At 71.1% G+C, this 26,398-nt stretch carries 20 protein-coding genes and 1 riboswitch; of the genes, 13 read left to right on the forward strand and 7 right to left on the reverse strand.

What is annotated here, in order from left to right:
• Window positions 1-35: 35 nt before the first annotated feature.
• The 3 genes from ACIP89_RS13020 to ACIP89_RS13030 are packed head-to-tail and all read left to right on the forward strand — an operon-like array spanning window position 36 to window position 5,507.
• Complete coding sequence (locus ACIP89_RS13020) at window positions 36-1,130, forward strand: phytanoyl-CoA dioxygenase family protein (protein WP_401920449.1); 1,095 nt, start codon at window positions 36-38, stop codon at window positions 1,128-1,130.
• A complete protein-coding gene (locus ACIP89_RS13025) occupies window positions 1,112-4,201 on the forward strand; it encodes a DUF6271 family protein (protein WP_402114824.1) in 3,090 nt (1,029 codons plus the stop codon). Before ACIP89_RS13020 ends, ACIP89_RS13025 begins: the two co-directional genes overlap by 19 nt.
• Window positions 4,191-5,507: an MFS transporter gene (locus ACIP89_RS13030; protein WP_402114827.1), complete on the forward strand. Its 1,317-nt coding sequence runs from the start codon at window positions 4,191-4,193 to the stop codon at window positions 5,505-5,507. Before ACIP89_RS13025 ends, ACIP89_RS13030 begins: the two co-directional genes overlap by 11 nt.
• A gap of 28 nt (window positions 5,508-5,535) precedes the next feature.
• Here ACIP89_RS13030 and ACIP89_RS13035 read toward each other — a convergent pair whose 3' ends face one another.
• Window positions 5,536-6,522, reverse strand: a complete 987-nt coding sequence (locus ACIP89_RS13035) for a linear amide C-N hydrolase (protein ID WP_402114830.1) — start codon at window positions 6,520-6,522, stop codon at window positions 5,536-5,538.
• Window positions 6,523-6,684: 162 nt separating this feature from the next.
• On the opposite strand from ACIP89_RS13035, the gene ACIP89_RS13040 reads away from it, so the two are divergent.
• Window positions 6,685-7,680 (forward strand): LD-carboxypeptidase, encoded by a 996-nt coding sequence (locus ACIP89_RS13040; protein ID WP_402114831.1) that lies wholly within the window; start codon window positions 6,685-6,687, stop codon window positions 7,678-7,680.
• A 557-nt stretch (window positions 7,681-8,237) separates the two neighbouring features.
• Here ACIP89_RS13040 and ACIP89_RS13045 read toward each other — a convergent pair.
• Window positions 8,238-8,660, reverse strand: a complete 423-nt coding sequence (locus ACIP89_RS13045) for a hypothetical protein (protein ID WP_401927893.1) — start codon at window positions 8,658-8,660, stop codon at window positions 8,238-8,240.
• Between the two features lie 144 nt (window positions 8,661-8,804).
• Between ACIP89_RS13045 and ACIP89_RS13050 the strand changes: the two genes are divergently transcribed.
• Window positions 8,805-9,242 (forward strand): VOC family protein, encoded by a 438-nt coding sequence (locus ACIP89_RS13050; RefSeq protein WP_401920469.1) that lies wholly within the window; start codon window positions 8,805-8,807, stop codon window positions 9,240-9,242.
• 119 nt (window positions 9,243-9,361) lie between these two features.
• Here ACIP89_RS13050 and ACIP89_RS13055 read toward each other — a convergent pair whose 3' ends face one another.
• Window positions 9,362-9,658, reverse strand: coding sequence for a putative quinol monooxygenase (locus ACIP89_RS13055; RefSeq protein ID WP_402114834.1), 297 nt, complete (start codon window positions 9,656-9,658; stop codon window positions 9,362-9,364).
• A gap of 136 nt (window positions 9,659-9,794) precedes the next feature.
• Here ACIP89_RS13055 and ACIP89_RS13060 point away from each other — a divergent pair, with 136 nt between their 5' ends.
• The 3 genes from ACIP89_RS13060 to ACIP89_RS13070 all read left to right on the forward strand — a co-directional run bounded on the left by ACIP89_RS13060 (window position 9,795) and on the right by ACIP89_RS13070 (window position 13,868).
• The gene (locus ACIP89_RS13060) at window positions 9,795-10,391 is read left to right on the forward strand and encodes a TetR/AcrR family transcriptional regulator (protein ID WP_402114836.1); all 597 of its coding nucleotides are present in this window, start codon (window positions 9,795-9,797) and stop codon (window positions 10,389-10,391) included.
• A gap of 190 nt (window positions 10,392-10,581) precedes the next feature.
• Window positions 10,582-11,052 carry a MarR family winged helix-turn-helix transcriptional regulator gene (locus ACIP89_RS13065; RefSeq protein WP_401927887.1) on the forward strand — a complete coding sequence of 157 codons (471 nt, stop codon included), beginning with the start codon at window positions 10,582-10,584 and terminating at the stop codon, window positions 11,050-11,052.
• A 215-nt stretch (window positions 11,053-11,267) separates the two neighbouring features.
• Complete coding sequence (locus ACIP89_RS13070) at window positions 11,268-13,868, forward strand: FUSC family protein (RefSeq protein ID WP_402114839.1); 2,601 nt, start codon at window positions 11,268-11,270, stop codon at window positions 13,866-13,868.
• A gap of 190 nt (window positions 13,869-14,058) precedes the next feature.
• Here the strand turns inward: ACIP89_RS13070 and ACIP89_RS13075 are convergent, their stop codons facing one another.
• A complete protein-coding gene (locus ACIP89_RS13075; RefSeq protein ID WP_402114842.1) occupies window positions 14,059-14,433 on the reverse strand; it encodes a type II toxin-antitoxin system VapC family toxin in 375 nt (124 codons plus the stop codon).
• 295 nt (window positions 14,434-14,728) lie between these two features.
• Complete coding sequence (locus ACIP89_RS13080; protein ID WP_401920481.1) at window positions 14,729-15,376, reverse strand: ATP-binding protein; 648 nt, start codon at window positions 15,374-15,376, stop codon at window positions 14,729-14,731.
• 247 nt (window positions 15,377-15,623) lie between these two features.
• Here ACIP89_RS13080 and ACIP89_RS13085 point away from each other — a divergent pair, with 247 nt between their 5' ends.
• From ACIP89_RS13085 to ACIP89_RS13095, 3 genes are read left to right on the forward strand one after another with little or no spacing between them, the layout of a single operon-like run.
• Window positions 15,624-16,499 carry a helix-turn-helix domain-containing protein gene (locus ACIP89_RS13085; RefSeq protein WP_401920484.1) on the forward strand — a complete coding sequence of 292 codons (876 nt, stop codon included), beginning with the start codon at window positions 15,624-15,626 and terminating at the stop codon, window positions 16,497-16,499.
• 4 nt (window positions 16,500-16,503) lie between these two features.
• A complete protein-coding gene (locus tag ACIP89_RS13090) occupies window positions 16,504-16,728 on the forward strand; it encodes a DUF397 domain-containing protein (protein WP_401920486.1) in 225 nt (74 codons plus the stop codon).
• 25 nt (window positions 16,729-16,753) lie between these two features.
• A complete protein-coding gene (locus tag ACIP89_RS13095) occupies window positions 16,754-16,963 on the forward strand; it encodes a DUF397 domain-containing protein (RefSeq protein WP_402114845.1) in 210 nt (69 codons plus the stop codon).
• A gap of 42 nt (window positions 16,964-17,005) precedes the next feature.
• Here ACIP89_RS13095 and glyA read toward each other — a convergent pair whose 3' ends face one another.
• Entirely contained in the window at window positions 17,006-18,289 is a 1,284-nt protein-coding gene (glyA, locus tag ACIP89_RS13100; RefSeq protein WP_402114848.1) for a serine hydroxymethyltransferase, read from the reverse strand.
• Window positions 18,290-18,327: 38 nt separating this feature from the next.
• A riboswitch (ZMP/ZTP riboswitch) is annotated at window positions 18,328-18,452 on the reverse strand.
• 349 nt (window positions 18,453-18,801) lie between these two features.
• Here glyA and ACIP89_RS13105 point away from each other — a divergent pair.
• On the forward strand, window positions 18,802-21,036 hold the full coding sequence (locus ACIP89_RS13105) for an ATP-binding protein (protein ID WP_402114849.1): 2,235 nt from the start codon (window positions 18,802-18,804) through the stop codon (window positions 21,034-21,036).
• A 448-nt stretch (window positions 21,037-21,484) separates the two neighbouring features.
• Here ACIP89_RS13105 and ACIP89_RS13110 read toward each other — a convergent pair whose 3' ends face one another.
• Window positions 21,485-22,732 carry a hypothetical protein gene (locus ACIP89_RS13110; protein WP_401920497.1) on the reverse strand — a complete coding sequence of 416 codons (1,248 nt, stop codon included), beginning with the start codon at window positions 22,730-22,732 and terminating at the stop codon, window positions 21,485-21,487.
• 275 nt (window positions 22,733-23,007) lie between these two features.
• On the opposite strand from ACIP89_RS13110, the gene ACIP89_RS13115 reads away from it, so the two are divergent.
• Window positions 23,008-26,247, forward strand: a complete 3,240-nt coding sequence (locus ACIP89_RS13115; RefSeq protein WP_401920500.1) for a BTAD domain-containing putative transcriptional regulator — start codon at window positions 23,008-23,010, stop codon at window positions 26,245-26,247.
• Window positions 26,248-26,398 lie beyond the last annotated feature (151 nt).

The following is a 26,398-nucleotide window of genomic DNA, read 5'->3' on the forward strand; positions in this document are numbered from 1 at the left end:
CAGGAGGCCCAAGTCCCCCTGCCCAGAAGGTCAGAGTGATACCCAACACCCCGCAAGGCCCCCGCCGTCCCCGGTTGCACCGGGCGGCGTCCGACCGCCCCTACTTCAGCGCCGACGGCGAGTCCTACCTCGCGCAGACCACCCTGCGGGAGCTGAGCAAGTCGCGGCCGCTGCGGGTGCTGTCCGAGGAGGACTTCGCCCACTGGCAGACCTACGGCTACGTCATCGTCCGCGAGGCGGTGCCCGCTGATACGGCCCGTCAACTGCTGGACTTCACCTGGGACTTCCAGGGCCTCGACCCGGACCGGCCGGACAGCTGGTACGAGGACCGCCCGTTCCGTTCACAGCTCGACCGCCAGCTGCACGTCTACGGCTTCGTCGAGGCCTACCACCACCAGCTGCTCTGGGACAACCGCCAGGCCCAGCGGGTGTACGACGCCTTCGTCGACGTGTGGGACTGCGAGGAGCTGTGGGTCACCCTGGACCGGCTCAACCTCAACCCGCCCAACGTCGGGAACCGGGACCGCGCCCTCATCGACCCCACGGACCGGGGCTTCGACATCGAGCTGCACTGGGACATCGACACCACGCTGGGCGTCCCGCCGCAGCGGGTGCAGGGCATCATCGCGCTCAACGAGACCAGCCCGGAGACGGGCGGCTTCCAGTGCAACCCCGAACTGTTCCGGCGGTTCGAGGAGTGGAAGACCGGCAGCCCCCCGGACCGGGACCCGATCCGCCCCTCGGTGGACCGCGGCGAGTTCCCGGTCGTGCGGCCCGACCTGCACCCCGGCGATCTGCTGATCTGGAACGGCCTGCTCGCCCACGGGGTGGCGCGCAACACCTCGCGTGACGGGGTCCGGGCGGTCCAGTACCTGTCCATGATGCCCGCGCTGGAGGAGCACGAGAGGCTGCGGCACTCACGCGTCGAGTCCTGGCGGCACCTGCGCACTCCGCGCTGGAACCGCACCCTGGTCGGCGACCTCACCCGGCACGAGTCCAAGCGCTACCCCACCGCCACGCTTAACGGGCTCGGCAGCCGGCTGCTGGGCCTGACCTCGTGGCACGACGGGGAGCAGGAAACGTCCACCGGCGCACGGAGCGAGGAGCCGTCGTGCGCCGCGTCTGCCTGACCCTCCCGACCAACCGGCCCTGCGCCGAGACCATCGCCGCGGTCGCCGCGGAGGCGGCCCACGGTGCCCGGCACTTCGGTGTCGAGGTGCACCTGCTGATCCTGGACTCCTCCGACGCCCCGGCGCTCGCCGGGCACCGGGCCGCGGTCTCCGCCCTGCCCCGGGAACCCGGCGTGGTCGTCCACCACCTCGACGAGGACCGGCAGCGGGCCTTCCTGCGGGAGGTCGCCGCCAGATCCGGCATCGCCGACGCGGACCGGGTGCTCGGCCTGATGCTGCCCGGCCGGGTGTCCTACGGCGCCTGCACCAACCGGGCCTTCCTGATCGCGGAAGCGCTCGGCTGCGAATCGGTGCACCGCCGGGACTCGGACAGCCGGTACCAGAGTCTGGACGGCGAGCCGGTCTTCCCCCTCCACCAGGAACTGACCTCCCTGGGGCGGCGAGCCGCCGACGTGGCGGGCCTGGTGTCGCGCAGCAGACTCGACCCCGCCTGCGCCGGGCGGCCGGTCGCCATGGTCGGGGGCTCCTTCATCGGCGAGATGTCCGTGGACGTCGAGGAGATCCGGCGGCTCGACCCCGCCGTGCACCAGGAACTCGTCGGACTGTCGGTGCCCGAGGGATATCCGGAGATCTGGCGGCGGAACCTGATCGAGGAGTCCTTCCGCGGCGCCGGGACGACCCCGTTCGCCGCCGACCTCACGACCCTCACCAGGGTCTCCCCGACCCGCGTGGACATGTGCAACATCGGCTTCGACAGCCGGGTCTACGGGGCGGTTCCGCTGCCGCCCGCCACCGACACCATCGGCAGCGACTACTTCCTCATCCACCTGGTGCACGACGCCCGCCTCCCCGGCGTGCTGCACAACCGCCACATAGTCAACTACCACACCGGTGAACGCCGTACCGGTGCCGGGTTCGTCGCCTACCAGGTGCGGCTGGCGAAGTTCCTGCTGTCGATGCCGTACTTCAACGCCGTGTACGCGGCGGCGGCCGCGGCCGGCGACACGCTGCTGGACCCGGCGGGCCGGATCCGTCCCCGCGCCGTCGCCGCGCTGGTCCGGGACAGCACACAGCTCGACCCGGCGGGGAACGCCGAACGGTTCGACGTCATCGAGCGGTCCTACCGTGCGCTCGGCGGCCGGTACACGGCGGTCGCGGAAGCCCTCGCCGAGCACCGCGGCCGCCTCCTCGACGAGGCCAGGGCGGACATGGAGGACTTCGCGCTGCTGATCGACGCCTGGGAACCCCTGGTCCGGGCCGCCGGACGCGCCGGCCTCGGCACCGATACCGCCACCGCCACCGCCGCGAGCGGGGTGCCCCGGCCGGGGCGGGAGCGTACGGTCACCGTCGCCTACGCGGGCGGCGAGGAACGCCGGGGCCCCGTCACGATGGGGCAGGCCAACATGATCCGCTGCATCCTGCGCGACGAGCCCCTGCACATCAACAACCACGACGTCTGGCCGGTGCCCGCGGGCGCCACCGCGGAGCAGGCGCTCGACGCGCTGCGCGGTCTGGTCGTACGCCACGAAGCGCTGCGCACCACCTTCCCCGAGCCGGCCGCCGGTGCGTCCCGCACCCAAGTGGTCTCCGCCGAGGGCGATTTCACCGTACGCCTGCTGGACCACGAGGAGTTCGGCGCCGATCCCGCGCACTACGCCGAGACAGTGGCCCGCCAGGCCCGTGCGGGGCGGTTCCGGCTGGACCGTGACTTCCCCCTCCGCATCACCCTGCTCAGCCTGCGCGGAGCACCGGCCTTCGTCGCCCTGTCCTCCAGCCACGCGGTGACGGACGGCAGCGCCCTCGCCGTACTGCACGAGGAGTGGCTCGCCCTGCTGGGCGGCGCCGGGCTGCCGCCGGTGGACGCGCTCACCCCGCTCGACCTCGCCGCCGAAGAGGCGGCACCGGCGGGACGGCGCAGGACGGAGGCGTCGCTGCGGTACTGGAAGCAGATCATCGGCACCGGGCCGCAGGAGATGTTCGCCGAACCGGCGGCCACCCGCACCGACGGGCAGCAGCCGCAGCTCACCCTGCGCTCGCTGCGGGGCGCCCGCGCACTCGCCCAGGCGGCCAAGCGCACCGGCAGCCCCTCCCCCACCGTGCTGCTGACAGCCTGGTGCACGCTCGTCGCGCACCGGGCGGGTCAGTCCACCTGCGTCGCCGCCGCACCGCTGTCCAACCGGTCCCGCCCGGGGCTCGCCCGCTCGGTGAACACCCTGTCCCAGGACGCGCTCCTCTCCCTCGACGTGCGGGGCCCCTCCTTCGACGCCGTGCTGCGCAAGGCGTGGGGGGCGGCGCTCGGCGCCTACCGCCACAGCCAGTTCGACTCGGTACGGCTGTGGGAGACGATCGACGAGACCACCTTCGAGCGGGGCAGCCACTTCGCGCGTGACGTGGTCTTCAACGACGTGAGCGGACTCGCCGACGCCCGCGGACCCGCCCCGGGCCAGGACACCCGGCACGCGCAGGATGCCGAACTCGACCTCGACTGGGGCCCGGTGCAGGTACTGCCGACCCGCCTGCTGTGCTTCGCCTACCGGACGCAGCCGCTGCTGCACCTCGGGATGTGGGCCGACCCCGCGCTGTTCCCCCGGGAGGAGGCGGAGACCTTCCTCACCGGTCTGGTGAAGCTGCTGGAGGCGGTCGCGTACGAGGACGTACCACTGGCCGCACTGACGGAGGTCACCGGAATCCGGCCGGCCGAGCGCGCAGGCGACTGGCGGCGGGTCGACGGCTGCTGGGTCTCACCGGCCGCGGTGGCGGACGCGCTGAGCGCCGCCCTGGGCGGCCTGCCCGTGCACGTCACCACGGACGACGGCTCCGCGCCCGCGCCGGACGAGGAGCGCATGACGGCCTTCATCGCGACCGGCGGCGCGCCGCTCACTCCGGACGGCGCCCACACCGCGCTGATGGAAACGATCTCCGGGCCCAGTCCCTCGGGACTTCTGGCGCCCGTGCGGTACGTCATCGTTCACGATCCGCCGGCCGCTCCGGGCGACAGCTCCGCGTGGCTCCGGCAGCGGATCCTCATGGAAGGGAACGGCCGCCTCCGGCCGACGCGAGATGACCACTGACGATGTGCTGGACCGGCCGGAGTCACCGGATTCCGCTCCGCTCCCCAGCCCCTGGAAGTCGAGTTCCTTCCGGCTGTTCTTCACCGCCCGCAGTGCCTCGCTGCTCGCCGACGGCATGCTGATGGTCTCGCTGACCACGGCCGTGCTGGGGGCCGGTTACGGCGCCGGCGGCGTCGGGTACGCGCTGGCCGCGTGGATGGCGCCGATCGCCCTGCTCGTGCTGTTCGGCGGTGTACTCGCGGACCGGTTCACCCCGCAGGTGATGATGGTCGGCGCCGACATGGTGCGGATGCTGGCCATGCTCACGCTCGCGGCGCTGCTCCTCACCACCGAGGTGCGCCTGTGGCAGATCATGGCCCTGATGGCGCTCAGCGGCGCCGCGACCGCCATGTTCCAGCCCGGCGTGGCCAGCATGGTTCCGCAGGTCGCGCCGGACATCCAGCGCGCCAACGCGCTGCTGCGGATATCCGAGGCGATGAGCGCGCTGATCGGCCCCGGTCTGGCCGGACTGCTGGTCGGCTACTGGCAGGTGGAGGGCTCCTACTTCGTGATCGCGGCGGCCTACGGGCTCAGCGCGCTGGTCCTCGTACCGCTGCGCAGGCTCAGCGTCGTCCGGGAGGAGGGCGACGAGCCGGTGCTGCACCGCCTGAAGGCGGGCTGGCACGAGTTCCGCTCCCGCTCCTGGCTGTGGAGCGTCATCGTCGTCTGGGCGATCTACGGCCTGTTCGTCTTCGGCCCGGCCCTGCCGCTGGGCGCCGCCCTGCTCACCGAGCAGCACGGGGCGGACGGCTACGGCTGGATCGCCTCCGCCGACGGCGCCGGGACGATCGTCGGCGGTCTGCTCGGCATGCGGGTGCGGCCCACCCGCCCGCTCGTCGCGGGCGCCTGCGCGATGTTCTGCTTCGCCCTCAACCCACTGGCCCCGGCACTCGGTTGGTCCTTCACCGCCACCATGCTCACCGGGGTCCTGGCCGGCTGCGGATTCGCCTTCTGGGGGGTGATGTGGGCGACCAGCGTGCAGTCCCACATCCCGCTCACCGTGCTGAGCCGGGTGTACGCCTACGACGTCGCCGGGTCCATCATGGCCATCCCGCTGGGCAGGGCCCTGGCCGGCCCGGCGTCCGAGGCCTTCGGCGCGGACCGCGTGCTGCTGTTCTCCTCGGCCGTCTCGGTGGTGTGCCTCGCCGTCATGCTGAGCGTGCCGGCCATCCGGAGACTGGGCCGGGGCCCGGAGAAGGCCGATGCCCCGGAGCCACCGATCACCGCGGAGGAGGTCCCGGCGGTCGGGCCGGCCGGGCCTGCCTGAGAGACCCGGCCCTGCCTGACAGCCGGTCCTACCGCGCCGGCAGGAAGTGCATCGGCGGTGCCGGAGTGAAGCTGCCGGTGACGTCTCCGACGAGTCCGCCTTCGAGGCCGGTGTCGCCCGCCAGATCGAGCTTCAGCGCGGGCGCACCGTCGGAGAGGTCGAGTCCGGACATGCGGACCCAGACGATGTTGGGCCGTGACGTCGACTCGTAGACGTAGATGCCGTTGGTCAGGTCCACCAGGGTGCGCCAGATGGTCTGCGAGGCGTAGGGCTTGTCGGGGTCGGCCACCCGGAAGGGCTGCGCGGCGTTACGCATCACGCTCAGCAGGGACGCGACGGCCTCCGTGGTGCTACTGGGCTGCGGGAGCCTGGACAGGTAGTACGCCGCACGCGCGAAGCGGTCCGAGGGATCGGTCCCGCCCGGCAGGGGCTCGTCTCCGCCCAAACCCTCGATCGTGCGCAGGTGAGCGAGCTGCTCCTCGAACGGAGGCGAGTTGGTGACCACCGTGTAGGCCCGGTCGTGATGCACCCGCGGAGTCCCGTCCAGGTACTCGACGACCGCCGAGTCACCCGACCGGTCGTCCAGCGCCATGTGCAGGGTCACCGGTTTCCCGCTCGACGGGTCGGTCTGCGCGACGACTTGCAGCCGGGAGCTCTCGATCCAGGCGGCCGCGTCGGCGACGGTCGCGAAGTTGTCGAGTACGTACTGCATCCAGACCGCCACGCTCAACGCCGGCCGGCTCTCGTCCCGCTCGCCGTAGTCGGACTCCGGGAGGAACAGCTGATGCGCCGCGAGACCGGCTTCGTTCACCCCGTCGACGGTCATCAGGTCATGTGCGGCGGCGGCCACACTGCCGTATGCGGAGACCCAGGTCAGCGTCCCGTCGAGGCCGTCCTCACGGGCCATGCCGCGTGGGAACGCCCAGAGGTTCGTCGCCATCTCCTCCATCCAGTCCATGTTCCGCCCGGCCAGAACCGCCCCGCCGGCGTCAGCCCAGAGTGCTCGCGTACACATACGTTCTCGCTTTCCGGCCGTCAGAGATCCGAATGGCCCATAGGGGCAGAGGCCATGATCGTCTCTCCTGCGAAGCCGGGCATGGCGACACACTCATGGCCCGCTGGTCGGCTGCCCGGGAATTGGGTCGCACGGTGCCGTGGGCGTCTGGATACTGCCTCGGTGACCACTACCGCACAGCCCCAGCCGCTTCGGCCCCGCGCCCTGAAGCCCGGACACCTCGTCGTGATCGCGTCGCTCTCCGGGCCACTGCACGCAGAGTACGAACCCGACCTGGAGGAGGCCGTAGCCGTACTTGAGCGGATGGGTTTCCGCGTGCGGCGGGCACCCCTGCTCGAAGCGGGGCGGCGCCATTGGTGGAGTGCGGCGGCACCGGCGGAGATCGCCGGGGAGTTCAACGCTCTCCTGCGTGATCCCGAGGTACGCGCGATCATCGCGCACGACGGCGGCCAGACGGCGTTCGGCTACCTCGACCTGATCGACGTCGAGGCGATCAGGTCCGACCCCAAGCCGATCCTCGGCTACAGCGACATCTCGCTGCTGCATCTGGTCCTCTACGCGCAGACGGGGCTGGTGGGGTTCCACGCCGACCTGGCCACACCCGGACTGGGCGGACACTGGCAGACCGCGCCCGCCGCACGCAGGGCGGAACTCGAAGGTCTCTACGCGACGCTGCTGACCAGCACCGCTCCGATCGGCCCCCTGCCGCCCGGCCCGTCCTGGGAGTGCTGGCGCGCCGGCCGCACCGAAGGCCACCTGATCGGCGGGGTCCTCAACCGCATCGCGCTGAACCAGGCGACGCGGTACGCGCTGCCGCTCGAACGGTTCGACGGAGCGGTGCTGTTCTGGGAGGAGCTGGGCGGCCTCGCCTCACACGTGTGGAGCTACCTCCAGGTCCTGCGACACGCCGGCATCCTCGACCGTATCTCCGGCATGGTCGTGGGCATCCCGACCGCGATCGGGGGACTCGGCTCGCCCGACGGGTCCCCGACCCTGCGAGAGATCGCCCTCGACGCCCTCGGCGATCGCGACATCCCGGTCCTGGCCAACGTCGAGTTCGGCCACGCGGGCCCGAACCTCCCGATGCCGGTCGGCACCCGCGTCGCCCTCGACGCACAGCGGCGGACCTTGTCACTGCTCGAACCGGCGGTGCGGTGACGGGACCGCAGCGGGCAATCAGGGGCGCGGTGTTCCTGTCGCTTGTGGGCCATCGATCGATGGGGCTTGAGCGAGTGCCCGGAAGATACTTTCGAGGTCTTCCGCCGTTTCCCGCAGAATTCCTGATCTCTCCCGACTCACGTCCATCATTTCGTTGAGGTTTTGGCCGCCCGGACCGGCTTCTTGGATGAGACGCGTGGGCAGGATCATCCAGTTCCCGACCGATCCGAATGTCCACTGGACCCGTTCGAGCGCTTCCCGTACAGCCGATTCGAACACCACTTTCAGCTCTTCTCGGAGTTCGGCGTAACGCCACCCGACGAACGAGACCTGAAAACAGCCACCGAAGCTGATGCTCGTCCAGATGCGGCAACAGCACCTGGACATTCGCCGCAGGAAATCCTCGATCCCCTTAGGTCTCCCCATACCAGAACAACGAGCTCCACAGCTGAAGGCCACGACTTGATGCCCTGCAAGCTCTTAGCCATCACGGGAATAATGGCGTCGACCAGATCATCTCACCACGGCGAACAGGCACCCCCTAGGCTATCTCTCCTTCAATTCGCATCAAGGGAAAACCTCTGCGCCAAGACCGCTTCGATAAACTGCTGAGGCGGCAGGTATTCATGGTCACTGACGTAGTGATAAAGAAGATCCGGCGAGATCAGCAAATCGCCACTTTCGGAGTAGACGCGCACTTCAGCGGACCCCAACGCAATCTTGACTCCACCCATTTCAACCCGATAGGGGTATGGGGGCCCTCCGTCTTCGTGAGGCAATGAGCAGGCGTGAAACCCGCGCATCCTTGCAGAAGAATGGTCTCGGGCGAGCAAGATGAAAGCATCAAGGAACCCTTCCGGAACATTTCCCTTCGAGAAATCAGCACCCTCACCGAGCCATCCGACGTTCAGCGCCTTCACGCCGTGTGGCATTTTTTCATTGGTGTAAGAGTAACTAGATAGATCGCTGTATATAGCCATGTCACCTCATCTTCAAAAAGCATGTCACGGCACGCTTCCCAAGAGCAACGACGAAAAGCAGTCAGCCCCCATCGGCCAACACGACGCCTCGGCCGCCTCCGTGGCTGAGGCAGCCTGTCGGACCGGATCGCTAGCATGCGAAACATGGCCATCAGACTTGAGAACGTCGGCATCGCCGTTCGCGACCTCGAAGCAACGATCTCCTTCTTCACCGACCTCGGCCTCACGGTCCTCGGCCGTGACACGGTCAGTGGTGAGTGGACCGACACCGCCGTCGGTCTTGATGGCAATCACGCCAGGATCGCGATGCTCCAGACGCCGGACGGTCAGGGCCGTCTTGAGCTCTTCGAGTACATCCACCCCGAGGCGATCGAGACGGAGCCCACGCTTCCCAACGAGATCGGCATGCATCGTGTCGCCTTCTCGGTCGACGACATCGACAAGGCCCTCGAAGCGGCCGCGAAACACGGATGCCATCCGCTCCGGGGGGTGGCGACCTATCAGGACGTCTACAAGCTCACGTATCTCCGCGGCCCCAGCGGCATCCTTGTCATGCTGGCCGAGGAGCTGAAGAAGGGCTGACGGGAGTGGACGGGCGGGGAACTGACGACTGATCGGTTTTCGGCGTGCGGCGTGCGACCGCTCATGATCGCAGTCGCGCCTGTCGCGGGCCGCGGCCCGGACGTCCGCCCCCCGGCCGTTCAGCCGATGGCGCGCAGTACCGCCGTCTTCGGCTGCGCGCGCAGGACCTGGATGGCCTCGCCCATTCCGTTCTCCGCAGCATCCTTCATGTGTGCGTGGAACGCCTCCATGTTCTCCCACACCTGGATGGCGTAGAAGGCGCCCGAGTCCTCGGTGTCCTCGTACTCAGTGGAGCTGATGAGGCCAGGCTTCGCCGAGGTCTCGATCGCGTGCAGCAGGCCGAGCCGTGCGTCCTCCTCCTGTCCATCCTTGGCGTGGATCTCGATGAGGACGGTCACTGTGTCCGTGCTGCTCATACCTGTCTCACCCGTCGTTCGCTGGTTCCAGGGCCTGAGGGAGCTCCGGTGGTCGAATAAGAAGCACTAGCACTTCCTATTTTTCGATCGTACATCGCCGCCATAAGATGCACCAACACGTCTTGGAGGTCTCCAGATGCAGCGCAGACGGGGCAGAGCCCTTGAGGAAGCACTGCTCGATGCCGCGTGGGAGGAGCTGACAGCGCGCGGATACGCGGCGTTCACGCTGGAGGCGGTCGCGAAACGGGCCGGTACGAGCACGCCGGTGATCTACCGGCGCTGGGCCAACAGAGCCCTCATGGTGGAGGCCGCCATCGCGCACGCCAGCTCCTTGCGTGCCATCGAGATACCCGACACCGGAACACTCCGCGGCGATCTGATCGCCATCATGCGGACGGCCAACGAATCGCGCGTCGGCCTTCTCGTCGCGACCGCGGTCCTCCTCGACGGTTACTTCACCGAGAGGGGATCGAGCCCGGAACAACTGCGTGAGCACATCCTCGGCAGCCGCCGCTCCGCGGCCGAGTCCATCGTGCGGCGGGCCGTGGAACGGGGCGAGGTCGATCCCTCGGCCCTGGAGCCACGCCTCGTCTCGCTTCCGTTCGACCTCTTTCGCCATGAGGTCCTGATGACACTGAAGCCCGTACCGGAAGAAGTCATCGCCCGGATCGTCGACGGCATCGCCCTGCCCCTTCTGACCAGGCGCTCCCCCCGGACGCTTGGGAGCGAGTAGGAGGCCCGGAGCCGAGCAGGACCGGACGCGGCCGGGCAGGACCGGACGGGGCCGGGCAAGAGCGGGCAGGACCGGACGGGGCCGGACGAGACCGGGCAGGACTAGACGGAGCCGGGCAGGAGCGGACGAGGCCGGGCATTTTGCCCGCGCATGGTTCCGACGCCTCTCTTGACATATATATAATTGCAATATGCATCAATCGTCACCCGCGTCAGGGCTCACCGACGAGCAGCGCATCGAGAGCGCCGCCCGGGGCCTCCTCAGAGGCATCGGACGACTGGCGCAGACACTCTTCCGGGCAGGCGAATTCGGGCTCACCCGCAGCCAGGCGGCCGTACTGGACGCGCTGGAGAGCCGCCCCCTCCGGGTGACCGCCCTCGCGGCGTACACGGGCATGGCCCAGCCGCGCGTGACCGTGGTCCTCCAGAGCCTCGAAGAACGCGGCCTGGCCTCGCGCGAACGCCGCGCACCCGACCGGCGTGTCGTGGAAGCGGCTCTGACACCGGCCGGCCGGACCCTGCTCGAAGAGGGGCGCCGGCGGATGGCCGCGGCGCTCCTGAGGGGACTCGACGCCGGTGTCGAGGACTCCGAACGCGCTGTGGGCGCCGCCCGTGACGCCCTCACCACCTTGCTGAACGCGATGGAATCGGAGACCAGTTGATCAGCCCAGGCACCGCGCCGTCGGACACGGCATCGGCCCCAGCAGCGCCCGCACCCCCCACCGGCACCCCCACGCCCACCCCCGCCCCGGGGGCGGCTGTTCCGCGCGCCGTCGCGCCGCGCCGGGTGGGCGGACCCCGGCGGCGCTGGGACTGGGTGCTCGCGGCAGATCCCGGCCTGGGCCAACTGCAGTCGGGATGGCGCACGTTGGTCGCCATGGTGACCTCCCTCGCGGTCGGTTACGGGATGGCGAGGGCCCTCGGCGTCCCGGCCATGATCGGAATGATGGTCGGCGGGATGATGGGCCTGATGAGCGCCTTCGCCGTGGCCGAGAACACCTGGCAGCGGCTCGCCCGCGCCATCCTGTGGATGCCGTTCCCCTACGCCGCGGTCCTGTGGCTGGCCGCCGAGCTGCACGACGACCGCCGCCTGGAGATCGGGCTGATGGTCGGTGCGCTGGCACTGACGTTCTTCCTCGCCCGATTCGGTCAGCTGTACCTGCTCACGGGCATGATGCTCTTCAACGGCCTGATGGTCGGCATGATGGCGAACATCCCCGCGGGGATGTCGGGCAAGGCGTTGCTCGTCGCCCTGGCGTCCGCCGCGGCGGTGCTCGCGACCCGGCTGCTGCTGTGCTACCCGATGCCCCGCGAGGACCTGCTGCGCACCCAGCGCGCCTTCGTCGTGGAAGCCCGCCGGGTCGCGGACGCGGCCGTCGAGGCGCTGGACCCCGACGCCGACCAGGAACGTGCCGTACGCCGCATGACGCGCGCCCTGCGCCGTCTCAACGTCACCACCGTCACCATCGACGGGCGGCTCGCCCAGCCGGAGGTCGCGGCCGACCCCGACATGGCCGAGCTCCTCCACCGCCACCTCTTCGACGCGGAACTCGCCCTGCGGGGGATAGGCCGGGCCGTCCAGGACCTGACCGGGCTCGCGGTGCCGCCGCGTCTGCGCGAGGCTCTGGTGGTCGGACTCGTCGTCGCGCGGGACACCCCCCTCGGCAGCGCCCAGGGACTGCGCCCCGCAGCCGAGATCATCCGCCGGCAGGCCGATGCCGTGCCGAACGGCCCCGGTGCCGGAAGCGGGCGGGCGGCGGCCGTGGAGCCCGCCTACCGCGTGGCGCAGCTGCTCGACTCCCTGGCCGGTTCGCTCTCCCACTGGCTCGCGCTGGGCTGGAGCTCCCCGCAGTCACCTGCGAAAGTCCCCTTCCAGCCGACCGTCGCCCTGGAGCGCGACCGTCCCGCCGGATCGGCCGCGGCGACGCGGCGCGTGCTCGCGGCAGGGACGGAGACGAGCTGGCGTCGGGTCGTCCCCTTCGTGCGCGCACCGCTGCATGCGGGGGTCGCCGCCGCGATCGTCTGCCCGATCACCGACGCGATAGACCCGCAGCGCTTCTACTGGGGTCTGGTCGGCGTGATGATCACCCTCTTCGGTACGAACACGACCCACGAGCGGCTGCGCAAATTCGGCCACCGCATGATGGGCACCGTGATCGGCGCGGTGATCGGGATCGCTCTGCTCCACCTGGTGGGCCACGGTCACGTCTACGTGATGCTGACGATCATCGTCGCGGGGATCACACTCGGCGCCTGGGGAATGCAGCGTGCCTACGCGCTCTGGGTCGTGGGCCTGGTCGTCGCGCTCGTGCAGCTGTACGGGCTGACGACGCCCGACGCCGGGATGGACCACCTGCTCGGCGAACGGCTGCTGGACAACGGTCTCGGCATACTGATCGCGACCCTGTGCGCGGCACTGATCTTCCCGCTGTCCGGCCGCAGGATCACGCGGGAGGCGGAGCGCGGCTACGTGTCCGCCGTGGACGACCTCGTCTCGCAGCTGGCCCTGCGCTGGGAGGCCCCCGAGGCCCCCGTCCGGCTGCGGGGAGCGGCCCGCGCGCTCGACTCCGCCCTGTTCCAGGTCGTCAGCCTGGTCCGGCCGCTGGTCCGGATGCCGCTCGGGGTGCGCGGGCGTGACGCGGACCATCGAACCGCCCTGCTCACCACCGCGACCGGTCACGCCCGCGCCCTCGCGGCAGCGGCCGACATCGACATCGACCTGGCGCCCCGGCAGGCCGAACGGTTCACCCGCGTCATCACGGTCCTGACCGGTTCGCTCCGGGCCCTGGACCACGCGCTGGCCACCGGCGAGCCCGAGGAGTCCTGGCAGCGGATAAGCCCGCTGGTACGGGAGTTGAAGGCGGAGCTGGACACGGCACCGTCCGGCCCCCGCGCCGAGCGCGTCCGAACGGCCCTGCGGGAGCTGGCCGCACTCGACGATGCGCTCGCCGGGTACGCGGAGCGCTGCGGGCTCACCGTGCGCAGCGCTTCGCCGCTGGGCATCGTGAGTTCGCCGATGGAACGGCGCACGCAGGCACTCGTGGCGGAGTGGGGCACCCACCGGGCGCCCCGGGACGCTGCCGCCTCCGGGCGCTCCGCCGCGCAGTCCGCCACCGAACGCTCCGCCACCGGCACGGCGACCACCGGTCCGGGAACGGAGACGGCCTCGCCGGAACGCGCCCTGCCGACTCCTCCTCCACCCCTCTCCGCCACGCCTTCCGGCGGAGTCACCGTCGCCGGAAGCATCCGGTGCGACCGGCACCCGGCGGGCTGCGCGGGATGGATCACGGTGATCAACGGGCGCGGGAAGCGGGTCGCGGCGGGGTCCGTGCAGTCGGGCCGGTACCGCGTCGACGGGCTGCGGCCGGGCCCGCACACTCTCATCGTGTCGGCGTCCGCCCACGCCCCGCACGCGGAGCTCCTGTCCGTGCCGAGTGCGGGCGGGACCGGCCGGATCGGCCACGACATGTGGCTCTAGGGCCTCGTAAGAACCGCAGGGCTCCGGACCGGCACCGCCGCTCCTTCGGGAGGGTTGGTCAGTTGTCCTCCCCCGACAGCCCAGGGCCTGACGGAAGTCGTCGAGTGCGGGCCCGAACTCGACGACGGCCGCGTGGAAGGTCGACCGGGTGTGACACCACTTATGTGTGAACCTTCGGCCCACGCACCGGTCAGACCGGCATGACCTGTACGTCGTACTGCGGAATCCACGGGCTCCGGGTGACCAGCGCCAGTCCTTCCGCCTGTGCCTGGGCGATCAGCATCCGGTCGAAGGGATCGGTGTGCACCATCGGCAGCCGGCCCGCCCGTACGCCGTGCGCGGCCGTGATCGGCAGGTCCCTGAACTGGAGATCCCGCACCTGCTCTGCCAGGTCTCCGGGGCCCTCGAAGCTGCCGAGGAACTGTTTGACGGTGATCTCCCAGGCGGACACCGCGCTGACGTACACGACGGGTTCGGTCTCCAGGAGTTCCTTGTACGGCGCGGACAGCTGGGGCGCGTCGGCAATCCACCACATGACCACCCCCGTATCGAGAAGAAGCCGCATCAGCGCATCCCCAGGGCTTCCGTCACCGATGCGCGCGCATCGTCGAAGTCCGCCGGGATACGGAGACGGCCCCGGAGCGAGCCCCGGCCCGGCCTCCGCACCTGTGACGACGCCTGCGGGCAGGGCGGCTGTGGCTGTGGTTGTGGCTGTGGGGGAAGCGTCCTCGCTACCGGCCGTCCCGCCCTGCTGATCACGATCGCCCGGCCGTCGACCACCTGCGTCAGCGTGCCGGTGAATCGCGGCGCCCGGTCACGCACTTGGCCCCGGTCTCGGGTCCACCTCTTCCAGAGCGCCCTCACGACTGGACCACCGGGGCCGCCTCGGCTGCCGGCGTCGTCCGTACGGTCAGCGGCTCGGCGACGGGCAGACGCAGCTCCGGGCCTCCGTCATCCAGGACGACGACGACCGCCGGCTCTCCCGACGCGAACCACTCGCTCCGGACCGCGCGGACCGTGTGCCAGGCGCCCCACGCGCGTACGCACTGGCCGGGCCGGACGGATACCGCCGCGATCCGGGTCTCCACCGCGGTGAAGCCGGTTGCCGGTGCCAGCAGTTCCGCCCACACCGTCTTGCCGATCCCGGCCCGGCGCTCGTCCACGCCCCAGCGGTGAGCCAGCGCCTCGACGAGCAGGAGCCCGCGCCCGCCCTTGTCCAGCTCGCCGGGCTGCCGCACCTCCGGCCTGCCCTCCCCCGCGTCGCTCACCTCCAGCCGCAGGAACTCGCCCCTCCCCCGGCACTCGATGCGCACCCCCACCAGACGATCACCGGGGACGGGCACGCGCACCGCATTGGTCACCAGCTCGGAGAGCACCAACTCGGCGTCCTCCGCCGATGCCAAGCCCGCCCGCCACTCCCCGAGCCTGGCCCGTAGCGCCGCCCGCGCCCGGGGAACGCTGCCGTGGCAACGAGGCAGCCTGAACTTCACTTCGTTCGGTTCGCTCATCTCCGTACCCGCCGTCCGTCACTCGTCGCGCGCATCCCGCGCAGCCAACCGGAAGTGACCACTCTCGGCATTCACCTGAATGCGGAACGTCACGGAAGCTAAACTGGCCGCTCTGCCACACATCGTCAAGTCGCCTGCCTGGCAATTGACACCGCAGATAGAAATTGATCAATGCCGCCCCGATCAAGTTCGCGTATTGCCGCCAACTGACCGCCCTCCTATGCCTTCTGAGCTTCAGGGAGAAGACATGTCCGACAGCAGCAGCACCCTGCTCATGTCCCGAGTCACCTTCGGGCGCGCTCTGCGGCGCCTCCGCAAGGAGGCCGACCAACTGACCCTCGCGGAGGTCGCCACGGCTCTCGCCTGCGACCTCTCCTTGGTCAGCCGCATCGAGAACGGCAAACGGGTGTGTTCCAAGGCCCACTTCGCCCAGCTCATGGACATCTACGAAGTGCCCGCCGCCCAACGCGACGAGCTTGCCGAACTGCACGCGGCCACGCGCGAACGGCGCCCGCCGTGGTGGTCCACGTACAGCGACGTGATCAGCGCGCAGTACGAACGGTTCCTCGGATTCGAGGCGGCGGCGTCGACCGTTTACGAATTTCAAGTCGGCATCCTGCCAGGCCTGTTGCAGACGGAGGCCTACGCACAGGCGGTGACCGGCGTGGGGTTCACCTCGCTCGGACCGGATCAGATCGAAGCGCTCGTCGAGGTACGTGGCCTCCGGCAGCGACACTGCCTGCTGGAGGCGGCCACCCCTCTGGAGTGCCGCTATGTCATCACGCAGGCCGCCTTGGACTTCCAGGTGGGCGGCGAGCGCACGCACAAGGAGCAGTTGGACCACCTGCTGGAGATCTCGGCCCACGCGAGCGTCGACCTCCGCGTCGTTCCCTACGCCAAGGGCGAAGAAGCGGCTCAGATCGGAGCGTTCAGAATCCTGCAGTTCGCGGACGAGGACGTGCCCGACGTGGCCTTCGGCGAGTCGGTCGCTGGTAGTTTGACGATGGACGATCCCCGAGACCTGCGGCGTCTGCACCGCCTCTTCCGCAGCCTCACGGATGCGGCGCTCTCCCCGGACGAGAGCCGCGACATCATCGCACTTACCAGAAACAAGGATGACTGAACTCATGGAGAAGGCAGACCTCTACTCGATCGATCCGTCCTCACTTCCCTGGCAGAAGAGCAGCTTCACGGCCAACAACGGGGAATGCTTCGAGCTGGCCCCCCTGCCCGGCGGTGGCGTGGCCGTCCGTGACTCGAAGAACCCCTCCGGCCCGCATCTGTGCTTCACCCCCGGCGAGTGGCGCGCCTTCAAGTCGGGGATGACAGCAGGGGACTTCGACAACCTGTAGGCGGGCAGGACTCACCTGAGGGGCGATGTGGGCAGCCCGCACCTCAGCACGCCGGACCTCTCGGGCGCGAGGTGGCGCACCAGCACGCACAGCGGGGGCAGGCGAGTGCGCCGAGGCCGGGCGCGGCGCCTCTCACCTCGTCCCCGTCCCCGTCCGCGACAGCAAGCGCCCCAGCGGGCCCGTGATCGCCTTCGGCGCCGATGCCTGGCGCACGTTCATCGGCGTGCTGGGCTGAGCCTGCCCGCACCCGGGGTACGGGCAGACTCCCGGCGCCGGCTCAGGACACCGGCAGCCCCGGTGCCGGATAGCCGTCCATCAGCGCCTCCACCTCGGAGCGGACCTCCGACACCGTGGACTCGTCGCCCCTGCGGGCGGCCTCCACCACGCGGGCGATCCACTCCGCGACCGTGCCCATCTCCGAGGCGGGGATGCCCCGTGACGTCAGGGCCGGGGTGCCGATGCGGATGCCCGAGGGGTCGAAGGGCTTTCGGGTGTCGTAGGGGACGCTGTTGTGGTTGACGACGATGCCCGCGCGGTCCAGGGCCTTGGCCGCCGCCTTGCCGGGGACGTCCTTCGCCGTGAGGTCGATCAGCAGCAGGTGGTTGTCCGTGCCGCCGGAGACGAGGTCGAAGCCCCGTGCGGCCAGTTCCTCGCCGAGGGTGCGGGCGTTGGCCACCACGTCGTGAGCGTAGGTACGGAAGTCCGGCGTGGCGGCTTCGCGGAGGGCCACGCCGATCGCCGCCGTGGTCTGGTTGTGCGGGCCGCCCTGGAGGCCCGGGAAGACGGCCCGGTCGATGGCGCGGGCGTGTTCGGCCCGGCTCAGCAGCATCGCGCCGCGCGGGCCGCGCAGGGTCTTGTGGGTGGTGGTGGAGACGACGTCCACGTGCGGGGCGGGCGAGGGGTGGGCGCCGCCCGCGATCAGGCCCGCGATGTGGGCGATGTCCGCCACCAGGACCGCGCCCACCTCCCGGGCGATGGAGGCGAAGCCGGCGAAGTCGATCTCGCGGGGAACCGCCGTACCGCCGCAGAAGATCAGCTTGGGGCGTTCCGCGAGGGCCAGTTCGCGCACCTCGTCCAGGTCGACCCGGCCGGTGTCGCGCCGCACCCCGTACTGGACACCGTTGAACCACTTGCCGGTGGCGGAGACGCCCCAGCCGTGGGTGAGGTGGCCGCCCATGGGGAGCGACATGCCGAGCACGGTGTCGCCGGGCTCGATGAAGGCCAGGTAGACGGCGAGGTTGGCCGGGGAGCCGGAGTAGGGCTGGACGTTGGCGTGATCCATGCCGAAGAGCGCCTTGGCCCGTTCGGCGGTCAGCGTCTCGACCTGGTCGATGATCTGCTGGCCCTCGTAGTACCGCTTGCCGGGGTAGCCCTCCGAGTACTTGTTCTGGAGCACGGTGCCGGATGCTTCGAGCACGGCCGCTGATACGTAGTTCTCACTGGGGATCAGCCGGAGGGTGCCGGCCTGGAGCCGTTCCTCGGCGGCGACCAGCGCGGCGAGTTCCGGATCGGCTGCCGCCAGGGCGGGGTGGCGGGGGTGCGAGGGTACGGATGCGGTCACGGGATCCTCCCGGGTCGGCCGCGTTGCCGCGGCGTGGACCCGGATGCCCAGGCGGACGGCTCTCCGGTGATGACACCCCGGGCGGGCCCGGGGGGTGCCGCTCCCCCGTGGTCGATTCCACTGAGCACCCCGGCAGGGGTACGCGCCAGTCGCGGCGTCTCGTACCCTACCGGGCGGCGCCCTCCGGGGCTCGGTATTCCGGCCCGACAGCCAGGGGCCCCGAGCCGTCCAGCCGCCGGCGGAGCGAGGCCGGGGGCGGCCGCCCAGCGGGGTTCCCCACAGCGGCGAGGCCCGCACACCGCTCCGCCCGCTCAGCGCTTGCCCGTCCGCCGCACATGAGGCACACCGTCACACGTACGGGTCATTCATGCCTCTGGCATATGCCGACTCGACCGGATCCGGGCGAGAATTCGTCAATCGGCCGCAGTCGGCCGCCACGGGCCCGGGTATCGAGTGCCTGTACGGAAAGGATGTCTGTGGAAGTCGGTACTCGGCTGTCCGAAGGGGGACGCATGCGGGGGCACGAGCACAGCAGCAACGACCTGAGCGGTACGGTGCACGGCTTCGTGGTGCAGGCGGGGAGCGTGCAGGGCGACATCCATGTGGCCGGAGCGGGGGCGCGGGAGAAGGTGCCGCCGCCCTGGCAGTTACCGCCCTCCGTCCGGATCACCGACCGCGCGGACGAACTCCGCGCCCTGGAGGCGCACCGGTGCCGGGCTGCGGAGGGCGGGCATTCCACGCTGGCGGCGGTGAGCGGGCTCGGCGGGGTGGGGAAGACCGCGGTCGCGCTGGCCTGGCTGCACACCCTGCGCCCGGACTTCCCCGGCGGTCAGCTGTACGCCGATCTGGGCGCGCAGGCGCCGGGCGGACCCACCGACCCCGGCGAGGTAGTAGGACGGTTTCTGCGGGCTCTGGGTGTCCCCAACGGCCAGGTTCCGTCGGCGCTGGGCGAACGGGTCGCTCTCTACCGGTCATTGACGGCGGAACGGCGGCTCGTCGTACTGCTGGACGATGCCGCGACGGCGGCCCAGGTGCGGCCGCTGCTACCGGCGGGGCGGTGCGTGACGGCGGTGACGAGCCGGCGGCGGATGCCGGGGCTGAGCCTCGACGGCGGCCATGTGATCCATCTGGAGCCCCTCTCCACCGAGGCGGCGGTGGAGCTCCTCGACGCGACCCTCGCCGACGGCCGGGTCGCCGCCCAGCCCGAGGAGGCGCGGGCCCTCGTCCTACTCTGCGCGGGGCTTCCGCTCGCGGTGCGCATCGCCGGAGCGCGGCTGGCGGCCCGCCCCCGGCAGGGGATCACCGCGATGGTCCGCGCCCTGTCCGAGGAGCGCGAACGGCTGAAGGCCCTGGCCATAGAGGGCGATCACGACGTGCGGGCGGCGCTGGACCTCTCCTACCAGGGCCTGCCGCCCGTGGCCGCCCGCCTCTACCGGCTGCTGGGGCTCCACCCGGGCCGGGAGTTCGGCGCCCCGGTGGCCCGTGCGCTGCTGGGCGGGGGTGCCGTCGAGGCGCTCGACGCGTTGCACGACGCGAATCTCCTCATCGATGTCGCCAGGGCGTCGGGCGGAGAGCGCTACAGGTTCCACGATCTGGTGCGGCTGCACGCCGCCGCACGGGCCGCGCAGGAGGAGAGCGACGACCGGCGGGCCGCCGCCCTGCTCCGCATCGCCCACCACTATCTCGCCAACACCGGCCGGGCGGAGGAGATCATCGAGCCCGGACGTCCCTCGCTGGACCGGGACTTCGAGCCGGATTCCGTCGTGGAGGAGGATCTCGGCCCCGTCGGCGGACAGACGGAGCCGGAGGCCGCGCTGGACTGGCTGGAGCGGGAACTGCCCAACCTGATGGCGGTGATCCGCCTCGCGCGCCCGATGGGCGCACCGGAGCTCGCCTGGGGGCTCACCGACGCGCTGTGGCCGCTGTTTCCGCGTCGCAAGCTCTACGGGGAATGGCGCGAGGCGCATCAGGAGGGGCTGCTGGCCGCAGAGGAGGCGGGAAACGAGGAGGCCGTCTGCCGGATGCTGACCTCCGGGGCCCTGGGAAAGCTCGCCATGGGCGACCACGCCGAGGGGCTGGCGATGTTCGAGCGGGCCGCCGCCTCCTTCCTGGAGCGCGGTGACGCCCTCGGACACGCCCGGACGCTGAACTACCGGGGGCTGGCCCATCAGCGGCTCGGGCAGCCGGACCGTGCGGCGGAACTCTTCTTCCGCGCGGCGGCCGAACTCCCCGCCTGCGGAGACCTCCGGGCGGGCGCGCTGGCCCGGTTCAACCTGGCCGATGTCGCCCTGGCCCAGGGCCGGTACGAGGACGCCGTCGTCAACGCCGAAGCCGCCCGCCTCACCCTGGAGGCGGCGGGCGACACGTACAACGCCGCGCGGGCCGCCGGTCTGACCGGGCGGGCCTGCGTGGGTGCGGGCAGGCTCGACCGGGCGGAGTCGGAGCTTTCCGCGGCGCTGTCCGTGTTGCGGGCCGAGGGTGCCGCGTTCGAGGCTGCCCACGTACTCGGAGGCCTGGCCCGGCTCTCCGAGCGGCGCGGGCAGCCATGGCAGGCCCGGCAGTACTACCGCAAGGCGCTGTCCCTGTACTCCTCCGCCGGCCGGTCGCAGTCGGCGGAGGCGGCCGAGGCGCGGACCCGGCTCAGCGCGCTGGAGCCGCCGGAAGCGGGGCCCGGAGACCCCGCCCCGGAAGCTCCGGGGCCGGCCGCGCCCGAGGACCTCCCGGGCGGCGGTCCCGGCGGCCCGTAGCCCCGTACGGTCCTGACGACCCGTACGGCGGCCGGGTCGAGCGCGTCCGGGTCCAGGCCCGCCACCAGCCAGACGTGCGCGACCGAGGCCCAGACCGCCCAGGACCGCACCGGCCACCCCGGCTCATGGGCCAGCAGCCGTGTCCGCCCTCCGGACCGCAGCCAGCAGCAGGGCCCCCGGTAGACAGCCACCACCAGGGCGCCGGGGTGGCCGTCGGCGAGTCCGGCCGCATACCGGCCGGCCTCCTCGTGCTGCGGGTACCCCACGGCCGGGAGTTCCGCCACCAGGACGTCGGCCAGCAGCGGCATCGGGGGCGGTGCGTAGAGCCGGACGCGCAGGTGCTCGTCGACGTCCCGCAGCACTCGGTCCGGGCACAGCAGGGAGGCGCCGGTACGACGGACTCCTGGCTGGGGGACGTCCTCGGTGAGCCGTACGGTCATCGCGCTCATCAGGCCGGTCCCCGGTCGTCGTGCCGCACCGTCACCGGCAGCGGCGCGTGGTCCGTACGCGGCCGTACGGCCGGGGCGCGCAGCCGGAGCTTGCGGTAGATCAGAGCCCGCATTCCGACGGCGAACCGCCCCGGCTCCGAGGTGATCCGGGCCGCCACCTGCTCGTAGCGTTCGGCACGGTGGGCAGACGCGGCGCGGGCGAGCTGACGGCCGAGGGGGCGGCCGATGTGCAGCCTCGGGGCGAACGAGGCGAGTTCGGCGGCCGGCGAGGCGGGGTCCAGGTCTCCCTCCGGGACGCAGCCCATGAGGACGGGGACGCCGGTCATCGCCCCGTAGAGCGTGACGGAGCCGTGGTCCCCGACTATGTGGTCGGCGGCGACCAGTGCCCCGACCCAGTCGGCGTACTGGCTGATCACCAACAGCCCGGCGCGCCCGAGCCCCGCGAGCCAGCTGCGGATCTGCCACGCGCCGTGAGCGTTCCAGACGTGCGGGTGGAGCAGGAGCGCGACCCGGAAGCCCTCCCGGGGCAGCTCCTCGACCAGCCGTTCCAGCAGCTCCCACCGCTGGCCGAGGAGGGAACCCGGTCCCCAGGTGGAGCAGGCCAGGACCAGTTGCTGCCGCGTCCCGACCCCCAGGGCGTCGCGGTACAGGGCCCGTTGCGGCAGGCTCACGGTGATCCGGTCGAAGCAGGGGTCGCCGACCACCTCGGCGGCGGGCAGGGCCTCGGGGCATTCGCGGCCGAGGCGGGTCATGTCCTCGTGGTGGGCGAGCACGATCGATTCGGGCACCAGCCGGCCGTCCTGGACCAGCCACTGCCGGTTGAGTCCGTAGATCCCGCGTCCGGCGACCCGGCGGCCGCGCTGCCCGGCGGGGATCAGCTTGTTGTGCCCGGCGCCGTGCGGAAGCACGATCACCGGGGCGTGCAGTTCTCCCAGGCCGCCGTGGGCGGCCGCGAGTGCCAGGTCGAAGGGCATCTGGACCGCCTGGTGCCAGGGCAGCACGAGACCGCCCAGCTGTTCCAGGAAGTGGTCCACCCCGTGGCTGAACACATCGGGCGCCTGGGTGAAGAACACCTGCAACCGCGCGTCACCCTCCAGCAGGCGTACGGCTTCGAGCAGCCGCTGCCCCGCTGTGACGGTGTGCACCACGGCCAGGATCTTCCTGCGGGTCCGCCGGGTGGCCCAGCGTTCGACGTCCAGGCGCACCGGTACTAAAGGCCGGTGCGCGTCCGCCATGGACAAGCTCATCTGATCAGTCCCCGTTTCCGTCGCCGCGGACGGATCGGCCCGCGGAGGCCGCGGCTGATGGCGGCCCGGCACGCTTCTGCCCATGGACGTGGACGGACGGCTTGCAGGAATCCTGCGTTCCAGCTGTACGGAGAAGTGCGCTGGGCCATACGCCTCGCTCGCGCCCCCCATGCGCTCTGGTCCGGCGCGGTGGCTCGGGGAACAGTGGACTGTTCCGCACAGACGTGCGGGCGCTGCCGACGGCGGCAGGAAGTGACGCACCCAGCGGGGGCGATATGGAACTTCTTGCACTGGGACCTCTGGAACTATGGCACGGAGACCAGCAGCACATGCTCGGTTCGGTGAAACACCGCTGTGTGCTCGCGGTTCTGGTCCACGCCCGCGGGGAGCCCGTCGCCGTGGACACGTTGATGGAACGGGTCTGGGGCGACGAACCTCCGCCCAAGGGCCCCGCCACGCTCCAGAGCTACCTCTCCAAACTGCGCAGACATCTGGTCACCGCCGTGGGTCCGCTCGTACAGGTGGACCACGTGGCGCCCCGGCTGTACCGGCTCCGCATGAACGACCTCAACGACCTGGACCTGATCCGCTTCCAGCGGTTTCGCACCGAGGCCGCTGTGGCGGCGGAGCAGGGCCGGACGGACTGGGCGATCGGCCTGTTGCGCACCGCCGAGAGCATGTGGCGGGGCGAGCCGTTGACAGAGAGCTCCGGCGAGTGGGCGGCGTCGGTGCGCACCCGTCTGCTGGAGGACCACCGTCATGTCCGGGAGGAGCGCATCCGGCTGGAGCTGGAGCTCGGGCGCCACGCCGATCTCATCGGTGAGTTACGCGAGTTGGCGGCGGAGAGCCCGCTGGCCGAAGGGGTCATCGGCTCCCTGATGCTGGCACTTCACCGCAGCGGAAGACACAGCGAGGCGCTGGAGCTCTACCGGACGACGCACGCCAGGCTGCGCGAGGGGCTGGGCATGGAGCCGGGCCCGGACCTGCGGACCCTGCACCAGCGCATCCTGGAGCAGGACCGGGGCCTGACAGAGCCCCGGACGGTGGCCGTCACCAGCAGAACGCCCTCCCCCTCCACGCCCGCTCCCTCCACACCCGCTCCTCCACCCGCCGCCGAGCCGGTCGCGCACGCCCCGGCCGGTCCCCCGGTCCGCAACAACCTCCCCCGTGACACCCGGGACTTCACCGGCCGCACCCGGGAGCTGACGCTCCTGCACGAAGAGCTGGCCGGTGCCGACGGGTACGCGCTGCCACTCGCCGTGATGCACGGAATGCCGGGTATCGGGAAGACTTCGATCGCCATACATGCCGCGCACCGGCTGGCCGAGACGTATCCGGACGGTCAGCTGTACGTCGATCTGCACGGGTTCAGCGGACGGCGACCCGTCGACCCGGCCGAGGCCCTGGCCCTCCTGCTGCACGCCGCCGGAACCGACGGCGCACTGCCGGACACACTCGACGAGCGAGCGGCCGAATGGCGGGAGTGGACCGCGCGCAACCGGGTGCTGGTGGTCCTCGACAACGCACGGGACGCCGCCCAGGTCCGTCCGCTGCTGCCCGGCTCTGCGCGCTGCATGGCAATCGTGACGAGCCGCAACCGGCTCTCCGCGCTGGACGGGGCGACCTCCCTGCTGGTGGACGCGCTGCCGGCCCAGGAGGCGGCGGCGCTGTTCACCCGGGTCGCCGGCACCGCCCGTACCTCACGCGATCCGGAGGCGCTGAAGCTCCTGGTGGACGCCTGCGGCCGTCATCCGCTGGCCACGACGCTGCTGGCCGGCCGATTCCGGCACCGGGAGATCTGGGACCTGCGCCATCTCCTGGAGCGCCTGGAGCAGTCGAGCGACCCGCTGGACGAACTCGACGAGGAAGCGTTCGTCTCGGCGTTCCGGTTCTCCTACGCGGAGCTGACTCCCGGCACCCGTCGGCTGCTGCGCCTGCTGGCACTGCACCCCGGCCCCGACATCACGGCGGCGGCCGCGGCCGCACTGGCGGGAAACGGGACCGGCACCGGCCGCGGCGGCGGAGCCGGGGACGTGCGCCGCAGCATCGAGGAGCTGCTGGACTGCCACCTGCTGGCGGAACCGGCACTCGGCCGCTACCAGCTGCATGACCTCACACGGGCGTTCGCCCTGCGCATGTCCGCGGCGGAGGAACCGGAGAGCACTCGCGGTGAGGCCGTCAGCAGACTCCTGGGGTACTACCTCACCTCGGCGCACCGGGCCCACCGCCTCACCCACCCGCGCAGAAGGGCCCTGGAGTCCGAGCACCCGTCGGTGTACGCGGCCGAGTTCGACGACGACAGAGAGGCGACGTCCTGGCTGCACGCCGAGCGGGCCAACCTGCTGGCCGCCGCCCGCACGGCCGCTGCCGAGAGCCCGGACCACGCGGCGCTCTTCCCGCACGCGCTGGCCCCCTCCCTGAGGATCTGGGGCAGCTGGGCGGTCACCAACGAGTTGTACGGCGCGGCCGTGGAAGCGCTGCGGCCCCGGCGCGATCCGGTCCTGCTGGCGCAGACGCTGGTGGAGGCCGCGGACGTGCTGGCTCAGACGGGGCCGGGGGAGGCGCTGAGCTGTGCGGGCGAAGCGCTGACCCTGTTCCAGGACCTCAACGACCTCGCGGGGTGCGCCGACAGCTCGTTCCAGGCGAGCCGCGCCCACCTGGCCGCCGGCCACACCGGCCCGGCGCTGCGCATGGTGGAGCGGGCCCTGGCGCTCTACCGGGGTCTGGGCGACCTGTACGGCGAGGCGGACTGCCTCAACGTCGAGGGCGCGGCCCTGCATTACGAGGGACGGTACGACGAGGCGCTCGGCCGGGCACGCGTCACGCTCCACATCCACGAACGGACCGGGGACCTGCTCGGGCAGATCCGCGCGCACAACAACATCGGCATGATCCACCAGCTTCAGGGGCGCATCGAGCAGGCCCGCCACCACCTCGAACGATCCCGGATGTTGGCTCAACTTCACAAAGGTGAGCGGGAATTGGCGATCCTGGACACGAACCTGGGCACGGTGCACCAGGCCATGGGCGACACCCCGCGGGCGCTGGCGGGCTTCCGCCGGGCACTGGAGAGCCACCGGGCCCGGGGGGACGCACTGGGCGAGGCGAACGCCCTGATCAGCATGGGCGCCGCGCACACCGCGAACGGCGACGGCGAGGAGGCGCTGCTCCACTTCACCCTGGCGGAGGAGGTCGCGCGAAGGATCGACAGCGCCTACGAGCGCGCCAGGGCCCTGCTCGGCATCGGCGACATCCATCGGTCGGCGGGCCGGCCGGGCGTGGCACTGGAGGTCTACGAGCAGGCACTCGGCCTGTCCGAGCGCACCGGTTCCCGTCCCGCCGCCGCACGGGCGCTGGAAGGCCTCGCGCGTGCGGCACTGGATACGCACCGGAACGACCTGGCCCGGGAGTACGGCAGAAGGGCGGAGAAGATGTACCGGAGCCTGGGCACCGAGGCCGAGGCGGAGAGACTGCGGCGCCTGCTGCTGGAGGAAACGAAACGGGCCGGCACCTGAGTCTCGCCCAGACGCCGGCCCGTTCGACCGTGGTGCGGATCAACCGCCGGTGACGCGCCCGGTCAGGGCCCGCGGAGTCACCACATCCACTGAAGCATTTCAAACATTTGCTTTTCAACTTTCTTCATGACTGGCCGAGTTGGCCAGATTC

It is taken from the genome of Streptomyces sp. NPDC088730 (assembly GCF_044751215.1).
Taxonomy (GTDB): Bacteria; Actinomycetota; Actinomycetes; order Streptomycetales; family Streptomycetaceae; genus Streptomyces.